Annotated in this window: 24 protein-coding genes; 16 read left to right on the top strand and 8 right to left on the bottom strand. The window is 69.0% G+C overall.

What is annotated here, in order from left to right; all coding sequences use genetic code 11:
• Positions 1-2 precede the first annotated feature (2 nt).
• The 6 genes from pgl to tkt are packed head-to-tail and all read right to left on the bottom strand — an operon-like array spanning position 3 to position 8,122.
• Positions 3-785 (bottom strand): 6-phosphogluconolactonase, encoded by a 783-nt coding sequence (gene pgl, locus Q0568_RS12610; protein ID WP_298867039.1) that lies wholly within the window; start codon positions 783-785, stop codon positions 3-5.
• Between the two features lies 1 nt (position 786).
• On the bottom strand, positions 787-1,722 hold the full coding sequence (locus Q0568_RS12605; protein ID WP_298867037.1) for a glucose-6-phosphate dehydrogenase assembly protein OpcA: 936 nt from the start codon (positions 1,720-1,722) through the stop codon (positions 787-789).
• Positions 1,719-3,266, bottom strand: a complete 1,548-nt coding sequence (zwf, locus tag Q0568_RS12600) for a glucose-6-phosphate dehydrogenase (protein WP_298867035.1) — start codon at positions 3,264-3,266, stop codon at positions 1,719-1,721. The genes Q0568_RS12605 and zwf overlap by 4 nt, the downstream gene beginning before the upstream one ends.
• A 46-nt stretch (positions 3,267-3,312) precedes the next feature.
• Positions 3,313-4,920 carry a glucose-6-phosphate isomerase gene (locus Q0568_RS12595; RefSeq protein ID WP_298867033.1) on the bottom strand — a complete coding sequence of 536 codons (1,608 nt, stop codon included), beginning with the start codon at positions 4,918-4,920 and terminating at the stop codon, positions 3,313-3,315.
• On the bottom strand, positions 4,917-6,029 hold the full coding sequence (gene tal / locus Q0568_RS12590) for a transaldolase (protein ID WP_298867031.1): 1,113 nt from the start codon (positions 6,027-6,029) through the stop codon (positions 4,917-4,919). The genes Q0568_RS12595 and tal overlap by 4 nt, the downstream gene beginning before the upstream one ends.
• Positions 6,026-8,122 (bottom strand): transketolase, encoded by a 2,097-nt coding sequence (gene tkt / locus Q0568_RS12585; protein WP_298867029.1) that lies wholly within the window; start codon positions 8,120-8,122, stop codon positions 6,026-6,028. The genes tal and tkt overlap by 4 nt, the downstream gene beginning before the upstream one ends.
• 230 nt (positions 8,123-8,352) lie before the next feature.
• Here tkt and Q0568_RS12580 point away from each other — a divergent pair, with 230 nt between their 5' ends.
• Entirely contained in the window at positions 8,353-9,273 is a 921-nt protein-coding gene (locus tag Q0568_RS12580) for a heme o synthase (protein ID WP_298867290.1), read from the top strand.
• 12 nt (positions 9,274-9,285) lie between these two features.
• Here Q0568_RS12580 and Q0568_RS12575 read toward each other — a convergent pair whose 3' ends face one another.
• Positions 9,286-10,386 (bottom strand): heme A synthase, encoded by a 1,101-nt coding sequence (locus Q0568_RS12575; protein ID WP_298867028.1) that lies wholly within the window; start codon positions 10,384-10,386, stop codon positions 9,286-9,288.
• Positions 10,387-10,621: 235 nt separating this feature from the next.
• Here Q0568_RS12575 and sufB point away from each other — a divergent pair, with 235 nt between their 5' ends.
• The 8 genes from sufB (at position 10,622) to Q0568_RS12535 (ending at position 18,411) form a co-directional block, all read left to right on the top strand.
• Positions 10,622-12,040 carry a Fe-S cluster assembly protein SufB gene (sufB, locus tag Q0568_RS12570; RefSeq protein ID WP_298867026.1) on the top strand — a complete coding sequence of 473 codons (1,419 nt, stop codon included), beginning with the start codon at positions 10,622-10,624 and terminating at the stop codon, positions 12,038-12,040.
• 1 nt (position 12,041) lies between these two features.
• Positions 12,042-13,241, top strand: a complete 1,200-nt coding sequence (sufD, locus tag Q0568_RS12565) for a Fe-S cluster assembly protein SufD (RefSeq protein ID WP_298867024.1) — start codon at positions 12,042-12,044, stop codon at positions 13,239-13,241.
• Complete coding sequence (locus Q0568_RS12560; protein WP_298867022.1) at positions 13,238-13,564, top strand: non-heme iron oxygenase ferredoxin subunit; 327 nt, start codon at positions 13,238-13,240, stop codon at positions 13,562-13,564. Before sufD ends, Q0568_RS12560 begins: the two co-directional genes overlap by 4 nt.
• Positions 13,565-14,335 carry a Fe-S cluster assembly ATPase SufC gene (gene sufC / locus Q0568_RS12555; protein ID WP_298867020.1) on the top strand — a complete coding sequence of 257 codons (771 nt, stop codon included), beginning with the start codon at positions 13,565-13,567 and terminating at the stop codon, positions 14,333-14,335.
• Positions 14,336-14,344: 9 nt separating this feature from the next.
• Positions 14,345-14,674 (top strand): metal-sulfur cluster assembly factor, encoded by a 330-nt coding sequence (locus Q0568_RS12550; protein ID WP_298867018.1) that lies wholly within the window; start codon positions 14,345-14,347, stop codon positions 14,672-14,674.
• 162 nt (positions 14,675-14,836) lie between these two features.
• Entirely contained in the window at positions 14,837-16,015 is a 1,179-nt protein-coding gene (locus Q0568_RS12545) for an aminotransferase class I/II-fold pyridoxal phosphate-dependent enzyme (RefSeq protein ID WP_298867016.1), read from the top strand.
• Entirely contained in the window at positions 16,012-17,430 is a 1,419-nt protein-coding gene (locus tag Q0568_RS12540) for an MFS transporter (RefSeq protein ID WP_298867015.1), read from the top strand. The genes Q0568_RS12545 and Q0568_RS12540 overlap by 4 nt, the downstream gene beginning before the upstream one ends.
• A gap of 786 nt (positions 17,431-18,216) precedes the next feature.
• Positions 18,217-18,411, top strand: a complete 195-nt coding sequence (locus Q0568_RS12535) for a hypothetical protein (RefSeq protein ID WP_298867013.1) — start codon at positions 18,217-18,219, stop codon at positions 18,409-18,411.
• Positions 18,412-18,471: 60 nt separating this feature from the next.
• Here the strand turns inward: Q0568_RS12535 and Q0568_RS12530 are convergent, their stop codons facing one another.
• Positions 18,472-19,020: a TetR family transcriptional regulator gene (locus tag Q0568_RS12530; RefSeq protein WP_298867011.1), complete on the bottom strand. Its 549-nt coding sequence runs from the start codon at positions 19,018-19,020 to the stop codon at positions 18,472-18,474.
• A gap of 77 nt (positions 19,021-19,097) precedes the next feature.
• On the opposite strand from Q0568_RS12530, the gene Q0568_RS12525 reads away from it, so the two are divergent.
• The 7 genes from Q0568_RS12525 (at position 19,098) to Q0568_RS12495 (ending at position 25,777) form a co-directional block, all read left to right on the top strand.
• Positions 19,098-19,673, top strand: coding sequence for a biotin transporter BioY (locus Q0568_RS12525; protein ID WP_298867009.1), 576 nt, complete (start codon positions 19,098-19,100; stop codon positions 19,671-19,673).
• Entirely contained in the window at positions 19,663-20,361 is a 699-nt protein-coding gene (locus Q0568_RS12520) for an ABC transporter ATP-binding protein (protein ID WP_298867007.1), read from the top strand. The genes Q0568_RS12525 and Q0568_RS12520 overlap by 11 nt, the downstream gene beginning before the upstream one ends.
• Entirely contained in the window at positions 20,358-20,954 is a 597-nt protein-coding gene (locus Q0568_RS12515) for an energy-coupling factor transporter transmembrane component T (RefSeq protein ID WP_298867005.1), read from the top strand. Before Q0568_RS12520 ends, Q0568_RS12515 begins: the two co-directional genes overlap by 4 nt.
• The gene (locus Q0568_RS12510; protein ID WP_298867003.1) at positions 20,951-21,277 is read left to right on the top strand and encodes a CHY zinc finger protein; all 327 of its coding nucleotides are present in this window, start codon (positions 20,951-20,953) and stop codon (positions 21,275-21,277) included. Before Q0568_RS12515 ends, Q0568_RS12510 begins: the two co-directional genes overlap by 4 nt.
• A gap of 144 nt (positions 21,278-21,421) precedes the next feature.
• Complete coding sequence (abc-f, locus tag Q0568_RS12505) at positions 21,422-23,020, top strand: ribosomal protection-like ABC-F family protein (protein WP_298866998.1); 1,599 nt, start codon at positions 21,422-21,424, stop codon at positions 23,018-23,020.
• A 74-nt stretch (positions 23,021-23,094) separates the two neighbouring features.
• The gene (gene wecB, locus Q0568_RS12500) at positions 23,095-24,378 is read left to right on the top strand and encodes a non-hydrolyzing UDP-N-acetylglucosamine 2-epimerase (RefSeq protein ID WP_298866996.1); all 1,284 of its coding nucleotides are present in this window, start codon (positions 23,095-23,097) and stop codon (positions 24,376-24,378) included.
• On the top strand, positions 24,365-25,777 hold the full coding sequence (locus tag Q0568_RS12495) for a glycosyltransferase family 2 protein (RefSeq protein WP_298866994.1): 1,413 nt from the start codon (positions 24,365-24,367) through the stop codon (positions 25,775-25,777). Before wecB ends, Q0568_RS12495 begins: the two co-directional genes overlap by 14 nt.
• The last annotated feature ends 3 nt before the right edge of the window (positions 25,778-25,780 follow it).

Raw genomic sequence — 25,780 nt, 5'->3', positions numbered from 1 at the left:
GCTCAGTAGTCGCGGTCGATGAGTTCGGGCGCCACTTCGGCGGCCGCGGCCTCGTCGACGAAGAACACCGTGCGACGGCGACCCTTCGCCCCGGCTGCGGGCACGCTCGCATAGCTGGCGCCGGCCAGTGCCAGGCCCAGCGCGGACGCCTTCTCCGCACCTGTCAGGACGAGCCAGACACGCTTGGCGGAGTTCAGCACGGGCCGGGTGAGCGTGATGCGCTCCGGCGGCGGCTTGGGCGAGTTGCGCACGGGCAGCGCCGCGGCATCCGTCACCGTCACCTCGGGACGATCGGGGAACAGCGACGCGATGTGCCCGTCCGGACCGACACCCAGGAAGCACACGGCGAACGACGGCCAGGCGCCGTGCGACGAGCTGAAGCGCGCCAGCTCCGCGGCGTAGGCCGCGGCGGCCTCGTCCAGCGACAGGCCGTCGGACGGTGCGGCGGCCTCGTGGATGTTCTCGGGCGGGATCGGGAGCGCGTCCAGCAGCGCCTTCCGGGACTGCAGGGAATTGCGATCGGGGTCGTCGCGCTCGACGAAGCGCTCGTCGCCCCACCAGAAGTGCACCAGCGACCAGTCGATCGTGCTGATGCGCTCGTCGGACGCGGCAGCGGCCAGCACGGCGCCGCCCATCGATCCGCCGGTCAGGCAGATGTGGGCGAGGCGTCCGTTGCGGGTGCGCGCGATGACGCGGGTGAGGAATCGATCGGCGACATGCGCGGCCAGCGCCGCGGGTGTCGGCTCGACGACGACCGTCTTGATCGATCCCTGCACCGTCGCCATGTCATGCTCCCTTGTCTGCCGGTCCGAGCCGTTCCCAACCCTCGGTGATGACCCGACCGTACAGCAGATCGGCGTCGAGGCGCCGCAGCTCCTCCGCGAGGCACTCGCGCAGGGTGCGCCGCGGCAGGTGCAGCTCGTGGTCGGGCTGGCCGGGCTGCGTCAGCACGGCGACGCTCGGTGTCGGACGCTCCAGCAGGATGTCGCCGCTCGGGCGGGTGAGGCGCACCGACTTGATGCCCTCCTGCCAGTGCTCGGGATCCTCGTACGACCAGCTCACAGGCACGTCCAAGGCCATGCGCAGCCACGCGGCCAGCAGCGCGGTGGATGGAGACGCGGCGGCGCCGCGCACCTCCACGGCCGTGACGTTCTCGTACGGCGGCTGGTCCAGCACGGCGGCCAGCTGCTCGCGCCAGTGCGTGAGGCGGGTCCAGGCCAGGTCCGTGTCGCCGGGGGCGTGCGTCTTGCCCAGGAGCGCCAGGCGGTCGCGCACGTCGGGCGAGGTGGCGGCGTCGGTGATGCGACGCTGCGCGATGCGGCCGAGCGGCGAGTGCGCGGCATCCGTCGGCGCCTCTTCGGGCCACCAGGCGACGACGGGCGCGTCCGGCAGCAGTAGCCCCGTGACCAGGCTCTCCGCGTTGCTGGCGGCGTCGCCGAAGGCGCGCAGCACGACCACCTCGCTGGCGCCCGCGTCACCGCCCACGCGGATCTGCGCGTCCAGGTGCGAGGAGCCCTCGCCGGTGATCAGCACGATCACGCGCATCGGGTGCTCGCGAGAGGCGTCGTTGGCGGCGTCGATGGCCTGCTCGGCCACGCCGTTGTGCGCGACGATCAGCAGTGTGAGCACGCGGCCGAGGGCCACGGCGCCGCCGTCCTCGCGCACCTTCACGAGCTGCTTGGCGACCTGACTGGTCGTGGTGTCGGGAAGATCGATGATCATGGGCGTCTCCAGACTCGTCCGTCGCGGGCCAGCAGGGCATCAGCTGATGCCGGGCCCCAGGATCCGGGTGCGTACTGCTCGAGGGGCGTGTGCAGCGACGCCCAGTACTTCTCCACCGGGTCGAGGATCTTCCAGGACTGCTCCACCTCCTCGTGCCGTGGGAACAGCGGCGGGTCGCCCAGCAGCACGTCCAGGATCAGTCGTTCATATGCCTCGGGGCTGGCCTCCGTGAAGGCGTGGCCGTAGCCGAAGTCCATCGTCACATCGCGCACGTTGGCTCCGCTGCCCGGCACCTTGGAGCCGAAGCGGATCGTCACGCCCTCATCGGGCTGCACGCGGATGACCAGAGCGTTCTGGCCGAGCTCGGTCTGCGCTCCGCCGAACAGGTGCTCGGGGGCCCGCTTGAACACGACCGCGATCTCGGTCACGCGGCGTCCCAGCCGCTTGCCGGTGCGCAGGTAGAACGGCACGCCCGCCCAGCGGCGCGTGGCGATCTCGAGCTTGATCGCGGCGTAGGTCTCGGTGGTGGAATCCGGCGCCATGCCGTCCTCCTCGAGGAACCCGTTGACCCGCTCGCCGCCCTGCCAGCCGCCCGCGTACTGCCCGCGCGCGGTGGCCTGGGAGAGGTCGGCGGGGAGGCGCACGGCCTCCAGCACCTTCTCCTTCTCAGCGCGCAGGTGGTCCGCCGACATGCTGATCGGCTCCTCCATCGCCGTCAGGGCCAGCAGCTGCAGCAGGTGGTTCTGGATGACGTCGCGCGCTGCGCCGATGCCGTCGTAGTAGCCGGCGCGGCCGCCCACGCCGATGTCCTCGGCCATGGTGATCTGCACGTGGTCGACGTAGTTGCGGTTCCACAGCGGCTCGTACAGCTCGTTGGCGAAGCGCAGCGCCAGGATGTTCTGCACCGTCTCCTTGCCGAGGTAGTGATCGATGCGGAAGATCGCGTCGGCGGGGAACGCGGCCTCCAGGGCCTTGTTCAGAGCGCGGGCGGTGTCGAGGTCGGAGCCGAACGGCTTCTCGATCACCACGCGGCGCCAGTGCGTGTGGTCCTCGTTCTGCTCGCCGACCAGGCCCGACTCGCGCAGCTGACGCGCCACGACCGGGAACATCTTCGGCGGGATCGACAGGTAATAGGCGTGGTTGCCCATGGTGCCGCGTTCGACGTCGAGCTTCTCGACGGTCTCGCGCAGGCGAGCGAAGGCCTCGGGGTCGTCGAAGGCGCCCTGCACGAACCGGATGCCCTGCAGCAGCTGCTGCCAGGTCTCCTCGCGGAACTCCGTGCGTGCGTGCTGCTTGACGGCGTCGTACACGACCTGCGCGAAGTCCTGGTCCTCCCAGTCGCGCCGGGCGAAGCCCACCAGCGCGAAGCCGGGCGGCAGCAGACCGCGATTGGCCAGGTCGTAGACGGCGGGCATGAGCTTCTTGCGCGACAGGTCGCCGGTCACGCCGAAGATCACCAGCGCGCTGGGGCCTGCGATGCGATTGAGGCGGCGATCATCGGGATCGCGGAGCGGGTTGTGTCCGCGAGAGATGGATGCGGTCATCGGTGGTGGATATCTCCAGATCTGGGAATCACTGTTGTGTGAAGAATCACTGTGTTGCGGTGAAGAGGGTGAGCACGTCGTCCACGGCATCCGTGACGGTGAACGAGACGACGGGGCGGCCGTGAGCGGCCAGGACAGCGGCGTCACCGGCGGCCTGCGCCTGGATCAGCTGGCCGAACGTGAAGGGGCGACCGGGGATCTCCAGATCCACGTCGGTGCGCTCGAGGATCTGCAGGAAGACGCCCTGCGCGGGACCGCCCTTGTGGTACTGGCCGGTCGAGTGCAGGAATCGCGGACCCCAGCCGAACGTGGTGGGCCGGCCGGAGTCGGCGGCGGCCAGCTCGCGCAGGCCGGGCAGCTGCTCGAGGTCCAGACGGTTCGCGTAGGCCTGGATGGACACGTACCCGTCGTCGGCCAGCGTCGCCCAGAGGGCGTCGAGGACGCCCGCGAGAGTCCCGGATGCCGCCAGCGCGGGGTCGCTGACGCGCACCTCGACGCCGTCCTGCACGAAGGTCGGTGCGGAGGGCTGCGGCGGGGTGTCCAGCAGCGCGCGCGAGGCGGCCTTCGCGGACTCGACGTCGGGCTGATCGAAGGGATTGATCCCCAGCAGACGGCCCGCGATGGCGGTGGCGTGCTCCCACAGCAGGAACAGCGACCCCAGGTCGCCGCTGACCAGGATGTCTCCGGGGTACCGGTCGCGCAGGTGGAAGGCGTCGGCGTAGTCGTCCACGAGTCGTACGACCTGCAGATCGGCAGGGCGCGACTCGAGTTCTGGCGAGACCGGCAGCATCACGACGGGCAGGATGCCGGTGCCGTTCTTCCCGGTGGACTCCGCCAGCAGCTGCTCGATCCAGCCGCCGAGACCCTCGACGCGGGTGCCGTCGGCCACGATCGCGAGCTTGTCGCGACGGGGCTCGGTCCCGGCGATCGCGGCGGCGAGCCGCAGCGCCGGGTTGTCGGGGTCGTCGATGGCGAACTCCAGCAGAGACGCTTCGGCCTCGCTGAGCAGCTGGGCGATATCGGCGCCGGCCAGCCCGGCAGGCACGAGGCCGAAGGCGGTGAGTGCCGAATAGCGCCCGCCCACGTTCGGATCAGCGCGGAACACGCGGTACCCGGCTGCGGTCGCGGAGGCGTCCAACGGGGAGTCCGGGTCGGTGACGACCACGATGTGTGCGGCGGGGTCGAGGCCGAGATCGGCGAACGCGGCCTCGAAGGCTCGGCGATGCGAGTCGGTCTCGACGGTCGTGCCCGACTTCGAGGAGACCACGAGCACGGTGCGCGCGAGATCCGCATCCAGGGCCGCCAGCACCTGCGCGGGTGCTGTCGAGTCCAGCACGGTCAGCTCGACGCCGGCGGTGGCGGTGATGACCTCCGGAGCCAGCGACGACCCGCCCATCCCGGACAGGACGACGCGGTCGATGCCACCCGCCCGCAGCTCGTCCCGCAGTGCGAGGATCTCGGCGACCAGCGGGTCCGAGGGGGAGACCGGAGTGACCCAGCCGAGCCGCACGGCGGCATCCGCTTCGGCCTCCGGTCCCCACAGCGTGGTGTCGCCTGCGGTGACACGTGACGCGACGAGGTCGGCGACGAGAGCGGGCATGACCCGCTCCACCGCGTCCCTCGCGGACTGCGTCACGTGCACCGAGACGGTCATCGCGCGGCTTCCAGCCCCTTGGTCACCATGTCCAGCAGGCCGTGCCAGGAGTCGATGAACTTGGCGACGCCCTCGTCCTCGAGCACCTGGGTGACATCGTCGAAGTCGATGCCGACGGCCTTCAGGTCGTCGAACACCTGGTGCGACTCGGCGTAGGTCGACGTGACGGTGTCGCCTGTGACCACACCGTGGTCGAAGGTGGCCTCCATGGTCTTCTCGGGCATGGTGTTCACCACGCCCGGGGCGACCAGACCGGTCACGTACAGCGTGTCGGGCAGCGCCGGGTCCTTGACGCCGGTGGACGCCCACAGCGGGCGCTGCAGGGTGGCGCCGGCGTCGAGGAGGGCCTTGGCGCGGTCGCCCGCGAAGGTCTTCTCGTACAGCTCGTACGCCAGGCGCGCGTTGGCCAGGCCCGCCTTGCTCTTCAGTGCCGCAGCCGCATCGGTGCCGATGGCGGCCAGACGCTTGTCGGTCTCGGTGTCGACGCGGGAGACGAAGAACGACGCCACCGAGTGGATCGTGGACAGGTCGATGCCGGCGGCCTTGGCCTTCTCCAGGCCGGACAGGTACGCGTCGATGACCTCGGCGTAGCGCTGCAGGCTGAAGATCAGCGTGACGTTGATGCTGATGCCTGCAGCGATGCCGGCCTCGATGGCGGCAAGGCCCGCCTTGGTCGCGGGGATCTTGACGAGCAGGTTGGGACGGTCGACGCGCTCCCACAGCTCCTTGGTCTGCGCGATGGTGCCCTCGGTGTCGTGGGCGAGATCGGGGGAGACCTCGATCGAGACGCGGCCGTCCACGTGGTCCGTCGCGTCGTAGACGGGGCGGAACACGTCCAGCGCGTCGCGGACGTCCTGCGTGGTGGCGGCGAAGACGGCATCCACGGCGGATGCCCCGGACTGCGCCAGCTCGTGCACCTGGGCGTCGTACGAGGTGTCGTCGGGGTTGGTCATCGAGTTGGCGAAGATCGTCGGGTTGGTGGTCACGCCGACGACATTGCGGGTCTCGATCAGCTCCTTCAGGTTGCCCGAGTGGATGCGGGTGCGGGACAGGTCGTCCAGCCAGATGCTGACGCCTGCGGCGGAGAGATCTTCGGTGGGGGTGCTCATGCGTTCTCCTTGATTGACTCGCGTGCCGCCTCGACAACGGCCTCGGCGGTGATGCCGAACTTCTGGAACAGAGTCTTGTAGTCGGCGGATGCGCCGAAGTGGTCGATGCCGACGGAGCGGCCGCGGTCGCCCACGATGCCGCGCCAGCTGAGCACCGAGCCCGCCTCGACGGAGACGCGGGCGGTGACGGATGCCGGCAGCACCGACTCGCGGTATGCCTCGTCCTGCTCGGCGAACCACTCCAGCGAAGGGGCGGACACCACGCGGGCGTTCACGCCCTCGGCGGCCAGCGTCTCGCGGGCGGCGACAGCCAGCTGCACCTCGGAGCCGGTGCCGATCAGGATGACGTCGGGCGTGCCGTTCGGGGCCTCCGCCAGCACGTACGCGCCCTTGGCGGTGTTCGTCGCAGAGGCGAACACGTCACCGGATGCCGCACCCTCGCCGCGGGCGAAGGTGGGGACGTTCTGGCGGGTGAGCGCCAGGCCGGTCGGGCCGCCGTGGCGGCGCAGGATCTCCAGCCATGCGGCGGCGGTCTCGTTGCCGTCGGCCGGGCGCACGATGGTGAAGTTCGGGATGGCGCGCAGCGTGGCGATCTGCTCGATCGGCTGGTGCGTGGGGCCGTCCTCGCCGAGGGCGATGGAATCGTGCGTCCACACGAAGATGCTGGGGATGTTCATCAGGGCGGCCAGGCGCACGGCGGGGCGCATGTAGTCGCTGAAGATGAGGAACGTGCCCCCGAACGCGCGGGTCCTGCCGTGCAGCGTGATGCCGTTGAGGATCGAGCCCATGGCGTGCTCGCGGATGCCGAAGTGCAGGACGCGGCCGTAGGGGCTGCCCTTCCACTCGTGCGTGGACCAGGTCTCCGGGATGAACGAGGGCGCCCCGGAGATGGTGGTGTTGTTCGAGCCGGCCAGGTCGGCGGAGCCGCCCCACAGTTCGGGCAGTTCGGCGGCGAGGGCGTTGATGACCTTGCCGGAGGCTGCACGGGTCGACGTCTCGGTGCCGCCCTCGAAGACGGGCAGCACCTTCTCGATGCCCTCCGGCAGGGCGCCGGCCTCCAGGCGGTCCAGCAGCGCCTTGCGCTCGGGGTTCGCCGCGGCCCAGGCGTCGTACGACTCCTGCCAGGCGGCGCGCGCCTCGGCGGCGCGAGCGCCCAGTTCGCGGGTGTGCTCGATGACGGCATCCTCCACGACGAAGGAGCGCTCGGGGTCGAAGCCGAGCACCTTCTTGGTGGCGGCCACCTCGTCGGCGCCCAGCGCACTGCCGTGCACGGACTCGGTGCCGGACTTGTTGGGGGCCGGCCAGCCGATGATGGTCTTCAGGATGATCAGCGTGGGCTTGGAGGTCTCGGCCTGGCCCTGCGAGATCGCGTCGTTCAGCTCGGCGACATCCTCGACGTAGTGGCCGGTGCGACGCCAGTCGACCTCGAGCACCTGCCAGCCGTATGCCTCGTAGCGGGCGCGGACGTCCTCCGTGAACGCCACATCGGTGTCGCCCTCGATGGAGATCTGGTTGGAGTCGTAGATCGCGATCAGGTTGCCCAGCTGCTGGTGGCCCGCCAGCGAGGACGCCTCGCTGGTGACACCCTCCTGCAGGTCGCCGTCACCGGCGATCACGTAGACGAAGTGGTCGAAGGGGCTGGTGCCGGCGGCGGCATCCGGGTCGAAGAGACCGCGCTCGTAACGCGCGGCGTAGGCGAAGCCGACGGCCGAGGCGAGGCCCTGGCCCAGTGGGCCGGTGGTGATCTCGATGCCCTTGGTGTGGTGGTACTCGGGGTGACCGGGCGTGAGCGAGCCCCAGGTGCGCAGCGCCTCGAGATCCTTCAGCTCCAGACCGAAGCCGCCCAGGTACAGCTCGATGTACTGGGTGAGGGAGGAGTGCCCGACCGAGAGGATGAAGCGGTCGCGGCCGAGCCAGTCGACGTCGGCGGGATCGTGGCGCATCACGCGCTGGTACAGCAGGTAGGCCACGGGTGCCAGGCTCATCGCCGTACCCGGGTGGCCGTTGCCGACCTTCTGCACGGCGTCAGCCGCGAGGACACGTGCCGTGTCCACCGCCCGACGGTCGATCTCATCCCATACAAGCTCTGCCACGGTCATACTCCTTCTGACACATTCGGAGGCGCCCGTATTCCTGCGCGTCCGCGTCGTCACGGAAGATGTATGCACAGCGCAATGGGCACGCGAGTGGTTTCAGCATACTCGTCACGATTCCCGCGCCGAGGGCGCATTTCGTCATGATCCGGCGCCTCGGCCGCGCGTCCTCCCGACACGCCGGACGCCATAAGATGGAAGGAGTGTCCCTGAACGCCCAGAAGGAGGGGATCGCGATCTCTTCGACATCGCAGACCGCCCGCGCAGACCACTCGCTCGGTCAGAAGATCCGCGGGTACTTCGTACTCACGAAGCCCCGCGTCATGGAGCTGCTGCTGGTCTCCACCGTGCCGGTCATGTTCCTCGCGGCGGAGGGCGTGCCCAACCTGTGGCTGGTGTTCGCCACGGTGCTCGGCGGTGCCATGAGCGCCGGCTCCGCGGCATCCTTCAACATGTATCTGGACCGTGACATCGACGTGCACATGAAGCGCACCTCGAACCGTCCGCTGGTCACCGGCGAGGTCTCGCCGCGCGGCGCGCTCGTGTTCTCGTGGGTGCTGGCCGTGGTGTCCACGGTCTGGCTGCTGGTGTTCACGAACTGGCTGGCGGCCACGCTGTCGGTCATCGCCATCTTCTTCTACGTGGTCATCTACACGATGATCCTCAAGCGCCGCACCGAGCAGAACATCATCTGGGGCGGCATCGCCGGCTGCTTCCCCGTGCTGATCGGCTGGACGGCCGTCACCGGCTCGCTGGCCCTGCCGCCGTTCGTGCTGTTCGTGCTGATCTTCCTGTGGACGCCGCCGCACTACTGGCCGCTGTCCATGCGGTACAAGCACGACTACGACGACGTGCACGTGCCCATGCTGGGCGTCACCCGTCCGGCATACCAGGTGGGCCTGCAGGTGATCCTCTACGCCTGGGCGACCGTCGCCTGCTCGCTGCTGCTCGTGCCGATCGGGCACATGGGCATCGTGTACACGGCATCCGCTCTGGTCTTCGGCGGCTGGTTCATCTACGAGTCGCACCGCCTGTACAACCGCGCGCTGCGCGGCTCGGAGCCGGCGCCCATGCGCGTGTTCCACGCCTCGATCACGTACCTGACGCTGATCTTCGTGGCCGTCGCGATCGACCCGCTGCTGCCGTTCTGATCGTCCGGCGCCTCAGCCCTCGACTGGCTGCTTGAGCCTCGTCACCAGCACGGTGTAGGCCGCGGCCGACAGCGAGGCCAGGATCATGTGGATGCCCACCGCGATGGCGGGCAGCCCGGTGCGCGCCTGGAGCACGCCCACGCCCACCTGCACGAGGATCGCGACGATCAGCACCAGCGTCCAGTTCCGCGGCGCGAGCTTGAGGATCCACGCCGACACCGCGAGCGTCAGCACGAGCACCGCGAGGATGTAGCCGGGCCAGGAGTGCACGTGCGCGAGGAACGTGGCGTCGAACCCGTGCCGCTTGATGTTCGCGTCGCCCGAGTGCGGGCCGGAGCCCGTGGTCAGCACGCCGAACAGGATCGTCAGGGCCAGGAAGAAGCCGGTGGCGTGCGTGAGACCGGTGAACCAGCCGGGCACGACGCTCGCGCGCGGCCCCGGCGCCGTGTTCAGCCGCACGATGTACAGCGCCGTGACGCACACCAGCAGCAGCGACACCGCGTAGTGGAAGCCCACGATGAACGGGTTCAGGTCGCTGATCACGGCGAACCCGCCGACCACGGCCTGCGCCATCACACCCACCAGCACCAGCCAGGCCAGCACGGCCAGGTCCCTGCGCTGCTCGGTCTGCCGGAGCGAGTCCACCATGCCCACGATCACGGCCAGCAGCAGCGCCGCCGACATCAGGGCCGCGGAGGCGACGATGCCCAGAGCGGATGCGGCGGCGTACACGCCGATGGCCAGCACGACGCCGCCCAGCGCGAACCACACCGCACGGATCACCAGGCGCCGTCCGCTGAGGGCGTGCAGCGTGAGCATCACCACGGCCAGGGCCATCAGGCCCACGACGCCGGTCATGGTGCGGTTGCCGAACTCGATCGCACCGTGGATGCCCTGGATCTCCAGGATCGGGACCAGCGACTCCGGCGTGCACAGCGGCCAGTCCGAGCATCCGAGTCCCGAGCCGGTCAGCCGCACGGCGCCGCCGGTGCCGATGATGAGGATCTCCGCGATGAACGACAGCCACGCGAACACCCGCAGCGGGCGTCCGATGACCACGTCGCGAAGCGCGTAGGGGTTGGCGGAATCGGTCAGGGCGGTGCTACCGGGCATGGGTCCTCCGGCACCGCTCTGCGGACGGTTGCGGCCCGTCCGCGAGGCGGAACCTGTAGAATCGGGATTGCTGTGATGGACGCGCGGATTCATGCGCCCACCACACACAGTTTAGGCGCGATGCGAGCGCCGAATGATGGGGCCCACCAGCGGCATCCGATCTCCGCAGACTCGACGGGGATCAGGTGTGTCGGGGCGGATGACACCGTTGCGGCCCGTTTGAGGAGAGTGTGTGATGTCGGATGTTCTGATCGACCGCCCGGAGCTGGATGGACTGGGGGTGTACGAATTCGGCTGGCACGATCCCGACGCCGCCGGAGCGAGCGCGAAACGCGGTCTCAACGAGAAGGTCGTCCGCGACATCTCGGCGCTGAAGGCCGAACCGGAGTGGATGCTGAAGAACAGGCTCAAGGGCCTGGCGCTGTTCGAGCGCAAGCCGATGCCGACCTGGGGCGCCGACCTCAGCGAGATCGACTTCGAGAACATCAAGTACTTCGTGCGCTCCACCGAGCAGCAGGTCACGTCGTGGGAGGACCTCCCCGATGAGATCAAGGAGACCTACGAGCGCATCGGCATCCCCGAGGCCGAGCGTCAGCGCCTGGTCGCCGGCGTCACCGCGCAGTACGAGTCCGAGGTCGTGTACCGGCAGATCCGCGCCGACCTCGAGGAGCAGGGTGTCATCTTCATGGACACCGACACCGCGCTGCGCGAGCACCCCGAGTTCTTCGAGGAGTACTACGGCACCGTGATCCCCGCCGGTGACAACAAGTTCGCTGCGCTGAACACGGCCGTGTGGTCGGGCGGCTCGTTCGTGTACGTCCCCAAGGGCGTGCACGTGGAGATCCCGCTGCAGGCGTACTTCCGCATCAACACCGAGAACATGGGCCAGTTCGAGCGGACCCTGATCATCGCCGACGAGGACAGCTACGTGCACTACATCGAGGGCTGCACGGCCCCCGTGTACAAGTCCGACTCGCTGCACTCGGCCGTCGTCGAGATCATCGTGAAGAAGAACGCCCGCGTTCGCTACACGACGATCCAGAACTGGTCGAACAACGTCTACAACCTCGTCACCAAGCGCGCCATCGCGCACGAGGGCGCGACGATGGAGTGGGTCGACGGCAACATCGGCTCCAAGGTCACCATGAAGTACCCGTCGATCTACCTGATGGGCGAGCACGCCAAGGGTGAGACCCTGTCGGTCGCCTTCGCGGGCCCCGGCCAGCACCAGGACGCGGGTGCCAAGATGGTGCACTTCGCGCCTCACACGCAGTCGTCGATCGTCTCCAAGTCGATCGCCCGCGGCGGTGGACGCTCCGGCTACCGCGGCGAGGTCCGCGTCGAGCCGACCGCGCACCACTCATCCAACTCCGTGGTCTGCGACGCCCTGCTGGTGGACACGCAGTCCCGATCCGACACGTACCCGTCGATCGACATCCGCGTCGACGACGTCAAGCTCGGCCATGAGGCGACGGTCTCGAAGGTCAGCGCGGAGCAGCTCTTCTACCTGCAGTCGCGCGGCATCGAGGAGACCGAGGCCATGGCCATGATCGTGCGCGGCTTCATCGAGCCGATCGCGCGCGAGCTGCCCATGGAGTACGCGATGGAATTGAACAAGCTCATCGAGATGGGCATGGAAGGCAGTGTCGGCTGAGATGACGGCCCCTACACAGGCGCCCGCTGAGGCGGCGCCGCGCACAAGCGCGCACATCGACCCCGCAGCTCAGGTGACCAAGGCCGGCTCCGTGCCGGTGCAGGTCCGCAACGAGCGGCCCCGTTCCTACGACCCCGCCGACTTCGGCGTGCCGACCGGGCGCGAGGTCAACTGGATGCACACCCCGATCGCTCAGCTGAAGCCGCTCTTCGAGCCGGCCGCGGCGAACGACGGCGTGTCGTACAGGATCAGCCACGAGCAGTACGTGCAGCCCGCCCTGGCGCGAGGCGCGGCTCCCCGCGGCGAGTTCTTCGTCCCCGAGGATCTCATCGCCGCCGTGGCGTGGCAGAACTCGACGGATGCCCTGCACCTGGTGATCCCGACCGAGGAGGTCGTCAGCGACCCGATCTTCGTCGAGATCACCGGCAACGGCGGCCGTGCCGACGCCCACATCGTGATCGAGGCGCTGCCGCACAGCTCCGCCACGATCGTGATGCGTCACTCCGGCACCGCGCAGTATGCGCAGAACGTCGAGACCATCGTCCGCGACGGCGCCAAGCTCACGCTGATCACCGTGCAGCAGTGGGCCGAGGACGCCATCCACGCCGCGTCCCACCAGGCGCGCGTGGACCGCGATGCCGAGCTCACGCACTTCATCGTCAGCTTCGGCGGAGCCGTCGTGCGGGTGAACCCGCACGTCGAGCTCGCGGGTACGGGTGCCACCGGCAAGCTGTACGGCCTGACCTTCGCCGACTCCGGTCAGCACCTGGAGAGCCAGGTGTTCCTGCACCACAAGGGCGAGCACACCGTCGGCGACGTGCTGTACAAGGGCGCCCTGCACGGCGCCAGTGCGCACAGCGTGTGGGTGGGCGACGTGCTCATCGGCCGCCACGCCACCGGCACCGACTCGTACGAGGCCAACCGCAACCTGGTCCTCACCGAGGGCGCGCGCGCCGATTCGACCCCGAACCTGGAGATCGAGACCGGCGACATCGTCGGCGCCGGTCACGCCAGCGCCACGGGCCGCTTCGACGACGAGCAGCTGTTCTACCTGCAGGCCCGCGGCATCACGGAGGCCGAGGCGCGCCGCCTGGTCGTGCTGGGCTTCCTCACCGAGATCGCACAGCGCATCCGCATCCCGGAGCTGCAGACCGAGCTGCTGGACGCCATCGACGCCGAGCTCGCCGGAGTGCAGGCATGACCGCGCATCGCGCCTGCGGCGCGAGCGAACTCGAGCAGGACACGCCGCTGCGCGTCGAGCTCGACGGCGTCGCGATCGCGATCGTCAAGGACTCCGCAGGCGACATCCACGCGATCGGCGACCGCTGCACGCATGGCGATGTCTCGCTGTCCGAGGGCTTCGTCGAGGGTGACACGCTGGAGTGCTGGGCTCACGGCTCGCGCTTCTCGCTCATCACCGGCCAGCCCCTCAACCTCCCCGCTTACGAGCCCGTCCCCGTCTACGTCGTGAACATCGACGGCGATGACGTGCTCATCGACCCCACTGTTCTTAAGGAAGTCTGAATGTCTGTTCTCGAGATCCGCGACCTGCACGTAACGGTCGAGACCGATCAGGGCACGACGCCGATCCTCAACGGCATCGACCTGACGATCAAGACCGGTGAGACGCACGCCATCATGGGCCCCAACGGCTCCGGCAAGTCCACCCTGGCCTACACGATCGCCGGCCACCCGAAGTACACCGTCACCGGCGGCACCATCACCCTCGACGGTGAGGACGTCCTGGCGATGACCGTCGACGAGCGCGCCCGCGCCGGCCTCTTCCTCGCCATGCAGTACCCGGTGGAGATCCCCGGCGTCACGGTGACGAACTTCCTGCGCACCGCGAAGACCGCGCTCGACGGCACCGCCCCCTCGATCCGTCAGTGGACCAAGGAGGTCAAGACCTCCATGACCAACCTGCGCATGGACCCGAAGTTCGCGCAGCGCAACGTCAACGAGGGCTTCTCCGGCGGCGAGAAGAAGCGCCACGAGATCCTCCAGCTCGAGGTGCTCAAGCCGAAGTTCGCCGTGCTCGACGAGACCGACTCCGGCCTCGATGTCGACGCACTGAAGATCGTCTCCGAGGGCGTCAACCGCGCCAAGGACGCCACCGGCCTGGGCCTGCTGCTCATCACCCACTACACCCGCATCCTGCGCTACATCCGTCCGCAGTTCGTGCACGTGGTGGTCAAGGGCCGCATCGCCGAGGAGGGCGGCGCCGAACTCGCCGACCGTCTCGAGGAAGAGGGCTACGACCGCTTCCTCGACCCCGCTGCACCTATCGAAGCGTAGGCTTGGACCATGGCTGCAACGCTGACCGACGAGAAGTACGACGAGGTCACCGAGGCTCTGAAGGACGTCATGGACCCGGAGCTCGGGATCAACGTCGTCGACCTCGGGCTGATCTACGATCTCGCCTGGGATGACGAGAACGACGCCCTGGTGATCCACATGACTCTCACCAGTGCCGGCTGCCCGCTGACCGACGTGCTCGAGGAGCAGACGGCGCAGGCGCTGGACTCCGTGGTGGACCGCTTCCGCATCAACTGGGTGTGGATGCCGCCGTGGGGTCCCGAGCGGATCACCGACGACGGGCGCGACATGATGCGCGCGCTCGGCTTCGCGATTTGATATGTCGCGGGTCACGGCCGCGAAGCGGACGTGACGCGTGGGCATATCAAGATTGAGCGAACACGCCGAAGGCGAGTGAGTCGAAATCCAGACAATGCTCCGAGGGGGTGCGGCCATGGGCCGCGCCCCTTCGACGTCCCCGCGATCGATAGGCTCGAACCCATGACCGTCACCCCGCTCCGCGCCCTCTCCCTCGATGAGCTCCGACAGCGCAGCAGCGAGAAGTGGCGGGAGTACCCGGAGGACGTGCTGCCGCTGTTCGTAGCGGAGACGGACTTCCCGCTGGCCCCGGCCATCACCACTGCTCTCGAGCGCGCGGTGCGGCTGGGGGATACGGGCTACGTGGCCTCCCGCACGCCGCTGCCCGAGGCGTACGCGAGCTTCGCGCAGCGCCGCTTCGGCTGGAGCGTCGATCCCGCGCGCATCCGCACCACCGCCGATGTCAGCATGGGCATCGTCGAGATCCTGCGCCGCGTCATCGCGCCGGGGGAGCGGGTGATCGTCAACCCGCCCATCTACCCGCCGTTCTTCGAGCTGGTCACCGAGGCCGGCGGCGTCGTCGAGCGCGTGCCGCTGCGAGACGATGGCTCGACCTGGCAGCTCGACCTCGACGGCATCGAGCAGGCTCTGGCCGGGGGCGCGCGTGCCGTGCTGCTGTGCAACCCGCACAATCCGACCGGCTCCGTGCACTCTGCAGACAGCCTGGACGCCTTGGCCCGCCTGGCCGGGCAGTACGGCGCCGCCGTCGTCTCCGACGAGATCCACGCACCGCTGGTGCAGCCGGATGCCGGATACACCCCGTTCCTGGCCAGTGGTGAGGCTGCGACGCGCATCGGCTACGCGGTCACCAGCGCCAGCAAGGCCTTCAACCTCGCGGGCCTGAAGTGCGCGCTGATGATCGCGGCATCCGACGCCACGACCGCGGTGCTGCGCTCCCTGCCCATCGAGGTGGTGTGGCGCACCGGCCAGTTCGGGATGCTGGCCTCGGTCGCCGCGTTCGCGGAGGAGAGTGACGAGTGGCTGGACTCCCTGCTGGCAGCGCTGGATGAGAACCGTCGCCTGCTGGCCGACCTGCTGGCGGAGCACCTGCCCGAGGCGCGCTACCGGATGCCGGATGCCGGCTACCTGGCCTGGGTCGACCTGACGGATCTCGGCTGGGGGCCGAACCCCGCCAAGCAGATCCTGCGCCAAGGGCGGGTCGCGCTGCACTTCGGTCCTGCATTCGGCGCCGAGGGTGCCGGATACGTCCGGATCAACATCGGCACGAGTCCCGAGATACTCACCGAGGCCGTCGAGCGCATCGCCCGCGCGCGCGTCGCTGTCGACGCGGCACAGGGGTGAGCGCCTCCGCAGCGCCGACGATCTGGGACCGCGAACGCCTGGGCATCACGATCGGCACCGTGGTGCTGATCTTCCTCGCCGCCATCGAGGCGCTGGCGGTGACGACGGTGATGCCGGTGGTGGCCGACGATCTGCACGGACAGGCGCTGTTCGCGGTCGCGTTCTCGGCGACGCTCGCGACCGGTGTGATCGGCATGGTGGCGGTCGGCGCATGGAGCGACCGCGCAGGCCCCCGAGCGCCGCTGTATACGGCCGTCGCCCTGTTCGCGATCGGCCTGATCGTCTCCGGGCTGGCGCCGGACATGCTCACCTTCATCGCCGGCCGCCTCATCCAGGGCCTCGGCGCCGGCGGGCAGACCGTCGCGCTGTACGTCGTGGTGGCTCGGATCTATCCTCCGCAGCTGCACGGTCGGATCTTCGCCGCGTACGCCGCCGCCTGGGTGGTGCCGTCGATGATCGGGCCGTTCCTGGCCGGCGCGGTCACCGAGTTCCTGCACTGGCGCTGGGCCTTCCTCGGCGTCGCGATCCTCACCGCCGCGGCCTTCGCCCTGGTCGCCGCACGACTGCGCGGCGTCTCCCTGCAGGCGGATGCCGCAGACGCGGCACCCGTCGAAAACACCGCCGCCGACTCGACTGCGGCACCGCGTCGTCGGATCGGCATCGTGACCCGGATGCTGCTGGCTGTCGTCGTGGCGGTGTGCGCGGTCGCCGTCGGCTTCGCCGCCGATCTGCCGGAGGGTCTCGGCGGGCGTGCGCTGGGCGGACCGCTGGCAGCGGTCGCCGTCGTGGTGATCGGGATCGCGCTGCTGCCGCTGCTGCCCACAGGCACGCTGCGCGCGGCCGCCGGGCTGCCCAGCGTCGTGCTGATGCGCGGCCTCGCGGCCGGTGCGTTCTTCGCCGCCGAGGCGTACATCCCCAAGCTGCTCATCGACAGGTTCGACTTCTCGCCGACCGTCGCCGGCCTGGCGCTCACGCTCTCCGCACTGGGGTGGTCGGGGGCATCCGCCGTGCAGGGACGCTACGGCGACGTACTGGGCTCAAGGCGCATCGTCTGGATCACCGCGGTGCTCATGGCCGTGGGGTTCAGCGCCGCACTGCTCGTGAGCATCATCGACGCCGACCCGTGGGTGGTGGTGATCGGCTGGGGTTTCGCGGGCGGGGGAATGGGACTGCTGTACCCGCGACTGACGGTGCTCACCCTGGCGTACTCGACCACGGCCGACGAGGGCTTCAACTCCTCGGCGCTGTCCATCGCCGACTCCACCGGGTCCGCCGTGCTCATCGCGCTGGCGGGACTCGGATTCGTGCTGCTGCCCATCGCGGGAGTGGGCTACATCACGGTGTACGTGCTGGCCCTCGGCATCCTGGCCCTGGCGCTGCTGCCCGGCCTCAGGATGGGCGACGGCGGGCGCTGAACTCGGCGAACCTTGTGAGTCGGGCGGGGTCATGACACGATGGAGCACATACCGGGCCGGCACTGGTTCGGGTGGGGGCAATGAAATGAATAAGAGATCACGCTGGTCTCTGTTTGTGTTGTGGCCGCAGTTCTGTCCATCACGTCACCGACCGTGGCGTCAGCTAATGACGAATTGGATGCTGCGGTCAGGTAACAGACGATCGCGGGGTACACAGAAGACGCCTTTGTTGCAGCGGCCGTCGCCCAAGGAGTCGACCAAGACAGGGCCCGGTCGGCTTGGGGAGATCTTCGGGCTATGTCCGCTATCCCAGTGGAATCCGGAGGTTATTCGGGCAGGTCCGACGGGCAGATTCGGTCTGCACTCGTGTACGATACCACGCTGAATACTGCACAAACTGCAGCGACGTACAGCGGGACATGCTACAAGTGGTGGAAGAACCCACTGGGCGCGGAGATCATGCGAGTTACTCTCAAGAAGTCCTGGAGCTACAACGGGACCACTCAGGTGAATCCGTCTGCACGATTTTACGGGACGGCTGGGTTTCCATACGTATTTGACGGCATCGTGAACTCGCAGGATTATTACTCGACTGCATACGAGAACGCTCATGGTAAACACACCAGCTACCGCCAGGGGAAATTCACGGATAACTTGACCGGAATCCAGGTCAACGCCTCAGTGACGTTTGTCTCGAAACTTGGTGGGAACTACGCCTGCTCTTTCGGCGGTGGAATCTAACGCGGACTCTCCCCGAGAGGCCCTAATCGAAGCGAGGTGGGAATCGTGCGTCATTTGCTCGGCGCGGTGATTTTGGTTGTGCTGGTATCGGTTGGCATCTATTATGCAGTCCTCGTTCCCCTGCTGGCCGCACATTTTCTGACCGTTCCCCTGGGAGTGGTGTTGCTGGTTGCGGCAGCGGTTCTGGCATGGGGACTGTTTCGAAAGAAGCCGCGCGTGCAGACGAACGACGAATCTTAGATGTGTCCGGTCCTGTGACCATGGCCCTCGGCATCCTGGCCCTGGCGCTGCTGCCCGGCCTCAGGATGGGCGACGGCGGGCGCTGAGCTCCGCGAACCCGTCGACACCCGCGGTGAACACCGCTTCGGCATCCGGAGTGGGATCGGCATCGTCGGGGGCGACCGCGCCGATGCTCTGCGCGTGCATGCGCTGCTGCAGCAGCATCGTGTGGCCGAGGATGAACTCGAACAGCGCATCCGCGGCGGGCTGATCCCCGCCGCCCAGCGCTGCCAGCAGGGCATCCTGCGCCCGCCGCGCGCCGAGGCGCAGCGCATAGGTGCTCAGCACGACCTCCGCACCGTCGCGGCAGGCCAGCAGGGCATCGCGGATGGACCGCGCGACCTCGGGCAGGGCAATCCGGGCATCCGGCTCCGGCACGGTGCGGAGGATGCTGTCGGCCACCGCCGCGAGCAGCTCCTGCTTGCTGGCGAAATGCCAGTACAGGGCGCTGGGCTGCACGTCGAGCTCAGTCGCCAGGCGGCGCATGGACAGGTCGGGCAGGCCGACCTCGTCGAGCAGGCGCAGAGCCGTGGTGACCACGCTGTGCCGATCGTGTCGAGCAGGAGGCATGGGACCAGTATAGTGAACATCGTTCAGGTGAACAGTGTTCAGGAAGCGTGACCCGTGTGCTTCCGGAAGGAGCTCTCATGACAGCATCCGCTCGCCCCCTCGGCGCGGATCTCGCCCGCATCGCCGTGTTCGCGGCGCTGATCGTCGTGCTCGGCACCGTCGTGGTGCCGGTGCCCGGCGGAGTGCCCATCACGGCGCAGACGCTTGGCGTCATGCTGGCCGGCCTCGTGCTGGGTGCGCGGCGGGCGCCGCTGGCGATCCTCGTGGTGCTGGCGCTGGCCGCCGCGGGCCTGCCGGTGCTGGCAGGCGGGCGCGGAGGGCTGGGGGTCTTCGTCGGCCCCTCGGTCGGGTACATGATCGGCTGGATCGCAGGGGTCGTCGTGATCGGCCTCATCGCGCACGGCGCGCGCTTCACCTGGTGGCGCGCCGGCATCGCCGCGCTGGTCGGCGGCATCCTCGTCGTCTACCTGTTCGGCATCCCGATCCAGGCACTGATCACCGGCGTGCCGCTGGGCCCGACGATCCTCTCCAGCCTGGTGTTCCTGCCCGGCGACCTGATCAAGGCGGTGGTCGCGGTGCTGCTGGCCGTCGCCCTGCGCCGGGCCTACCCGCGGGCGTTCCCCGCCGCGCGGCGCGTCGTCCATGCGGGCTGACCCCGACATCACCGATGCGGAGATCCGCTGCACCGGTGTCGGGTACGCGGTCGATGACGCCGTGCTGCTGCACGACGTCTCGCTCCGCCTGACGGCGGCGCGCACCGCGATCATCGGCGCCAACGGCTCGGGCAAGTCCACGTTCGCGCGGCTGCTCAACGGACTGCGGACATCCACGAACGGCAGTCTGCGCGTGCACGGTCTGGACCCGGTGCGGGACGCGGCGGCGCTGCGTCGGCATGTGGGCTTCGTGTTCACGAACCCCGAGGCGCAGATCCTGATGCCGACACCGGCCGAGGACCTCGCGCTGTCGCTGCCGCACGTGCCGCGCGCGGAGCGTGCCGCACGCGTGGCGGAGATCCTGGGGCGCTACGGCCTGGCCGAGCACGCCGACGTGCCGGCATCCGATCTGTCGGGTGGGCAGCGTCAGCTGCTGGCGATCGCCGCCGTGCTCGCAACGGAACCCGGCCTGGTCGTCGCCGACGAGCCCACCACGCTGCTGGACCTGCGCAACGCGCAGCGCGTCGGCGAACTGCTGCTGGGACTCGACGTGCCGGTGGTGCTGGTCACGCACGACCTGGAGCTCGCCGCGCGCTGCGACCAGGCGGTGTGGTTCGACGACGGCACCGTCCGCGCCGTGGGCGAGCCCGGTGAGATCATCGCGGACTACCGACGGAGCTGCGCATGATCTCGCTTTACCGGCCGGGGAACGGCATCCTGCATCGGATGCCGGCGGGATGGAAGCTGGCGCTGCTGGCGGTCGCCGCGCTGCTGCTGTCGCTGCTGCGGCTGGGCATCCCCGGCACGGTGGCGGTCCTGGTCGCGGTCTCGGTGCTGTATCCGGTCGCAACGCTGCCGCTGCGCGCCCTCGGCGAGGCGTGGTGGCGGCTGCGCTGGCTGATCCTCGTGCTGGGCGGGGCGCTGTGGCTGTTGACGTCGGCGACGGATGCCGTCGTCAGCACCGGGCGGGTGGTGGCGCTGCTGCTGCTCGCCGAGCTGGTCACCCGCACCACGCGGATGGGTGACCTGCTGGAGGTCTTCCGGCGCATCGTGCGGCCGCTGAGGCGGCTGGGGGCGGATCCGGATGCGGTGGCGCTCACGCTCTCGCTGACCATCGCCATGATCCCCGTGATCGCGGGCTTCGCCACTCAGGTGCGCGACGCGCAGCGGGCCCGCGGGGTGCGGCTGGGGCCCCGCGCGGTGCTGCCGCTGCTCGTGCTCACGATGAAGCACGCCGACGATGTGGGCGATGCACTGGCCGCGCGGGGACTGGCACGATGATCTCGATCGGCGGGATCGACGTGCGGGGAGCCGCGGTGGATGCGCAGGGCCGCTGCGTGCACTACCGCAGCGCCGTCGACCTCGTCGCGCTGCGCTTCCATTGCTGCGGAGACTGGTATCCCTGCTTCCGCTGCCACGACGAGGCCGTGGCGCACGAGCGCACGGTCTGGCCCGCCGAGGATGCGGACGCCGTCGTGGCGCTGTGCGGGGTGTGCGGGAGCGTCATGAGCAGGGCCGCGTATCAGGCGGTGTCGGCGTGCCCGTCGTGCGGCGCGGCCTTCAACCCGCGTTGCGAGCTGCATCACGATCTGTACTTCGGGTGACACCGCCCTGACAGTGACACCGAACTGACAGTGACACCGCCCTGACAGTGACTCCGCTCGGCGGACGGGACCCCGGTGCGGCCACGTATACTGGTCAGCTGGCCATTCGGCCGCTTTTCTCACCTTCGAAGAACGGATGCTGCTGTGCTCGCCGTGCACGACCTCGAGATCCGCGTGGGCGCCCGCGTGCTCATGTCGGATGTGTCCTTCCGCGTCGCCGACGGCGACAAGATCGGACTCGTCGGTCGCAACGGAGCCGGGAAGACCACCCTCACCAAGGTGCTGGCAGGGGATCTGCTGCCCTCCGAGGGCAAGGTCACCACCTCGGGCGAGCTGGGCTACCTGCCGCAGGACCCCCGCTCCGGCGATCCGGAGATGCTGGCACGCACGCGCATCCTCGACGCCCGCGGCCTCGGCTCCCTGCAGCTGGGCATGTCCCAGGCGTCGATGAACATGGCATCCGACGATCCGAAGATCGCCGAGCGCGCCATGCGCAAGTTCGCCAGCTTCACCGAGCGGTTCGAGAGCGCCGGCGGCTACGCGGCCGAGGCCGAAGCGGCATCCATCGCCAACAACCTCTCGCTGCCGGACCGCATCCTCGACCAGCCGCTGAAGACCCTCTCCGGTGGTCAGCGCCGGCGCATCGAGCTGGCGCGCATCCTGTTCTCGGATGCCGGGACCATGATCCTCGACGAGCCCACCAACCACCTCGACGCCGACAGCGTCGTGTGGCTGCGCGAGTTCCTGAAGGGCTACAAGGGCGGGCTGATCGTGATCAGCCACGATGTCGAGCTGGTCGGCGAGACCGTCAACCGGGTGTTCTACCTGGACGCCAACCGCCAGGTGATCGACATCTACAACATGAACTGGCGCAATTACCAGCGTCAGCGCGTGGCCGACGAGGAGCGCCGCAAGAAGGAGCGCGCCAACGCAGAGAAGAAGGCCACCCAGCTGCAGCTGCAGGCCGCGAAGTTCGGGGCGAAGGCCACCAAGGCCGCCGCCGCGCACCAGATGATCGCCCGCGCCGAGAAGCTGCTCAGCGGCCTGGAGGAGGTGCGCCAGGTCGACCGCGTCGCCAAGCTGCGCTTCCCGAAGCCCGCGCCCTGCGGGAAGACCCCGCTGATGGCATCCGGGCTGTCGAAGTCGTACGGCTCGCTGGAGATCTTCACCGACGTGGATCTGGCGATCGACCGCGGTTCGAAGGTGGTCGTGCTGGGGCTGAACGGCGCAGGCAAGACCACGCTGCTGCGCATCCTCGCCGGTGTCGACAGACCCGACACAGGCACGCTCGAGCCCGGCCACGGGCTGAAGATCGGCTACTACGCGCAGGAGCACGAGAACCTCGACGTCAAGCGGTCGGTGCTGCAGAACATGATGTCCGCAGCACCTGACATCACCGAGACCGAGGCCCGCAAGGTGCTGGGATCGTTCCTGTTCACCGGTGACGACGTGCTCAAGCCCGCAGGAGTCCTCTCCGGCGGTGAGAAGACGCGCCTGTCGCTGGCGACGCTGGTGGTCTCCTCGGCCAACATGCTGCTGCTGGACGAGCCCACCAACAACCTCGACCCGGCCTCCCGCGAGGAGATCCTCGGTGCGCTCGCGCACTACGAGGGCGCCGTGGTGCTGGTCTCGCACGACCCCGGAGCCGTGGAGTCGCTGAACCCCGAGCGAGTGCTGATCCTGCCCGACGGTGTCGAGGACATCTGGAACCACGAGTACCAGGAGCTCATCGAGCTGGCCTGATTCCCGTGCGGGAATCGCTATCGTGAGGGAGGGGCCTCGCGAAGGGCGGGGTGATGCGGCGAGAGAGGGCGCGCATGATTCCTTACGGTGAGCGCACACGTGTGCTCGTGGTGATCGGGACCAGACCCGAGGCCATCAAGATGATCCCGGTGATCCGGGCGCTGCAGGACTCGGGCACGTTCCGGCCCGTCGTGATCTCCACGGGTCAGCACACCGACCTCGTGGACGATCTCATCCGCCGGGTGGGCATGCGTGTGGACGCGAATCTGCACGCATCGGAGCCCGTCGACGGCGTGCGTCCGACGCTGAACGCGATGTTCGCGCGGGTGATGGTCGGTATCGACCGGGTGTGGTCGAGCGAGACGGTGCCCGCCGAGTACGTCGCAGACGGGCGCCGGGGCGTGGACGGTGCGGTCGCCTGTCTCGTGCACGGCGACACGAGCTCCGCGGCCGCGGCCGCCCTGGCATCCTTCAACCTGCAGATCCCCGTGGTGCATGTCGAGGCGGGGCTGCGCACCTCGAACCTGCTGTCCCCGTTCCCCGAGGAGGGGAACCGCCAGCTGATCTCCCGCATCGCCGCGCTGCATCTCGCCCCGACGACCGACAACAAGATGAACCTCGTGCGCGAGGGAGTCGACTACGACCGGATCGTCGTGACCGGCAACACCTCGATCGACATGCTGCACTGGGCCGCGGGCCAGGAGGGCGGGTTCGGCGCAGGGCTGGAGGGGCTCGAGGTCGATGCGGCCCACCCCCTGGTGCTCGTGACCGCGCACCGCCGGGAGAACTGGGGCGAGGGACTCGTCCGGATCGCCGCCGCCGTGCGAACGCTCTCGGAGCAGCACGCCGATGCGCGGTTCGTCGTGCCGATGCATCCGAACCCCGTCGCGCGGCAGCCCATGCTCGACGCTCTGGCGGATCGCGACAACGCCTTCCTCGTCGAGCCGCGCGAGTACGCCGACTTCGCCAGGCTGATGGCCGCGGCCAGGCTCATCATCACGGACTCCGGCGGCGTGCAGGAGGAGGCTCCCTCGCTCGGCACACCCGTGCTGGTGGCGAGGGACACCACGGAGCGAGGGGAGGGCGTGCAAGCGGGGACCCTCGTGCTCGTCGGCGCCGACACCGACCGCATCGTCGGCGAGGCGACGGTGCTCCTCGAGAACGATGCCGAGCACACCCGCAGGGCGTCCAGGGCGAATCCGTACGGCGACGGAAGAGCGTCCGAACGCATCGTGCAGGCGCTCGAGCACGTGCTGCGCGATGGTCCGCCGCCGCAGGAGCTGGACGGCACGGGCCTGCGCTCGGCCGTGCGCCGCAGGCTCGGACTGGTGGAGGACGTGATCGATGCCGGCGCCTGAGGAGGTCTTGTCAGCGGTGGGGCGGTGGCTCGGCGAGCTCGTCGACTTCATCGTGCACATCTACGACGGGCTTCCGCTCTGGGCGCTGCCGATCTTCATCATCGCCGCTGCACTGGTGATCTTCTCGACGGTCTCGCTCGTCATCCTCGGCATCCGTGCCGGCTCGCAGCTTCGGAAGGCCGCCCGCGCAGAATCCAGCGGCGGGGACCTCGCAGACGAGGACGACTACCTGTGGGTCTTCATGGTGCCCGCGCTCAACGAGGAGACGGTGATCGCCGACTCGGTGGGCCGGCTCTCCGAGGTGCGCGTCACGCACAAGCGCATCCTCGTGATCAACGACGGATCGGATGATCGCACGGGGGAGGTGCTTGCCGGCATCCGCGAACCCGATCTCACCGTGCTCACGCGCGTCGCACCGAACGCGAGGCAGGGCAAGTCCGAGGCGCTGAACGACGCGTGGCGGTACCTGCACCGGGTCGTGCTCGGAGAGGGGACGTACCGGGGATGGGACCCGCAGCGGGTCATCGTGACCATCGTCGACGCCGACGGGCGGCTGGATCCGATGGCGGGCCGGGCGGCGCGGTTCTTCGCCGACGGGCGCACGGGCGGGGTGCAGTCGCAGGTGCGCATCTACAACAGGGGCGGTCTGCTGACCATCGCGCAGGATCTCGAGTTCGGCGTCTTCGGCACGGTGTTCCAGCTGGGGCGCACGGGCTGGGGGACGGCGAACATGGGCGGCAACGGCCAGTTCAACCGTCTGGCGGCTCTCGACGAGATCGCCGTCGAGGATTCCGAGGGCAGGGTCGGCCCCTGGCGCGCGGGGCGTCTCACCGAGGACCAGGACATCGGGCTCCGGCTCATCCACGCCGGCTGGCGGGGCGCGCAGTCGTCGAACGTGATCATCGAGCAGCAGGGCCTGCACTCGCTGCGGGCGCTGTACCGTCAGCGCACGCGCTGGGCGCAGGGCGGCTGGCAGGTGCTCGACCTGCTCGGGCCGACGATGCGCAACCCGCACATCGGTGCGGTGGCGAAGTGCGATGAGCTCTGGTACCTGCTCACTCCGGTGGTGCAGGCGTGGGTCGGCCTGTCGGTCGTGCTGAGCCTCGTGTTCCTCGCGACGGGGATCTCCCGCCCGCCGATCACGGTGTTCATCGTCGTGCTCGCGTACGTGTTCTCCGCCCTGCCCGGCGTCATCGGCGTGCTGCTGGCGCGCAGGGGCACTGGGCTGTGGGGCTTCGTCGTCAGCATCGTGCTCGCGCATCTGTATCTTGTGTACTCGTGGCTCATCTACCCGGTCGTGTACCGTGCACTGCTCCGCCAGCTCACCGGCGCGAAGGGCTGGGCCAAGACGAAACGCGAGGCCATCGAGCCCGCGGACACTGAGGCGGCCGGCGGCTGATAC

This window comes from uncultured Microbacterium sp., from assembly GCF_937927635.1.
In the GTDB taxonomy this organism is placed as follows: Bacteria; Actinomycetota; Actinomycetes; order Actinomycetales; family Microbacteriaceae; genus Microbacterium.
This window is presented reverse-complemented; position numbering and strand designations above follow the sequence as displayed.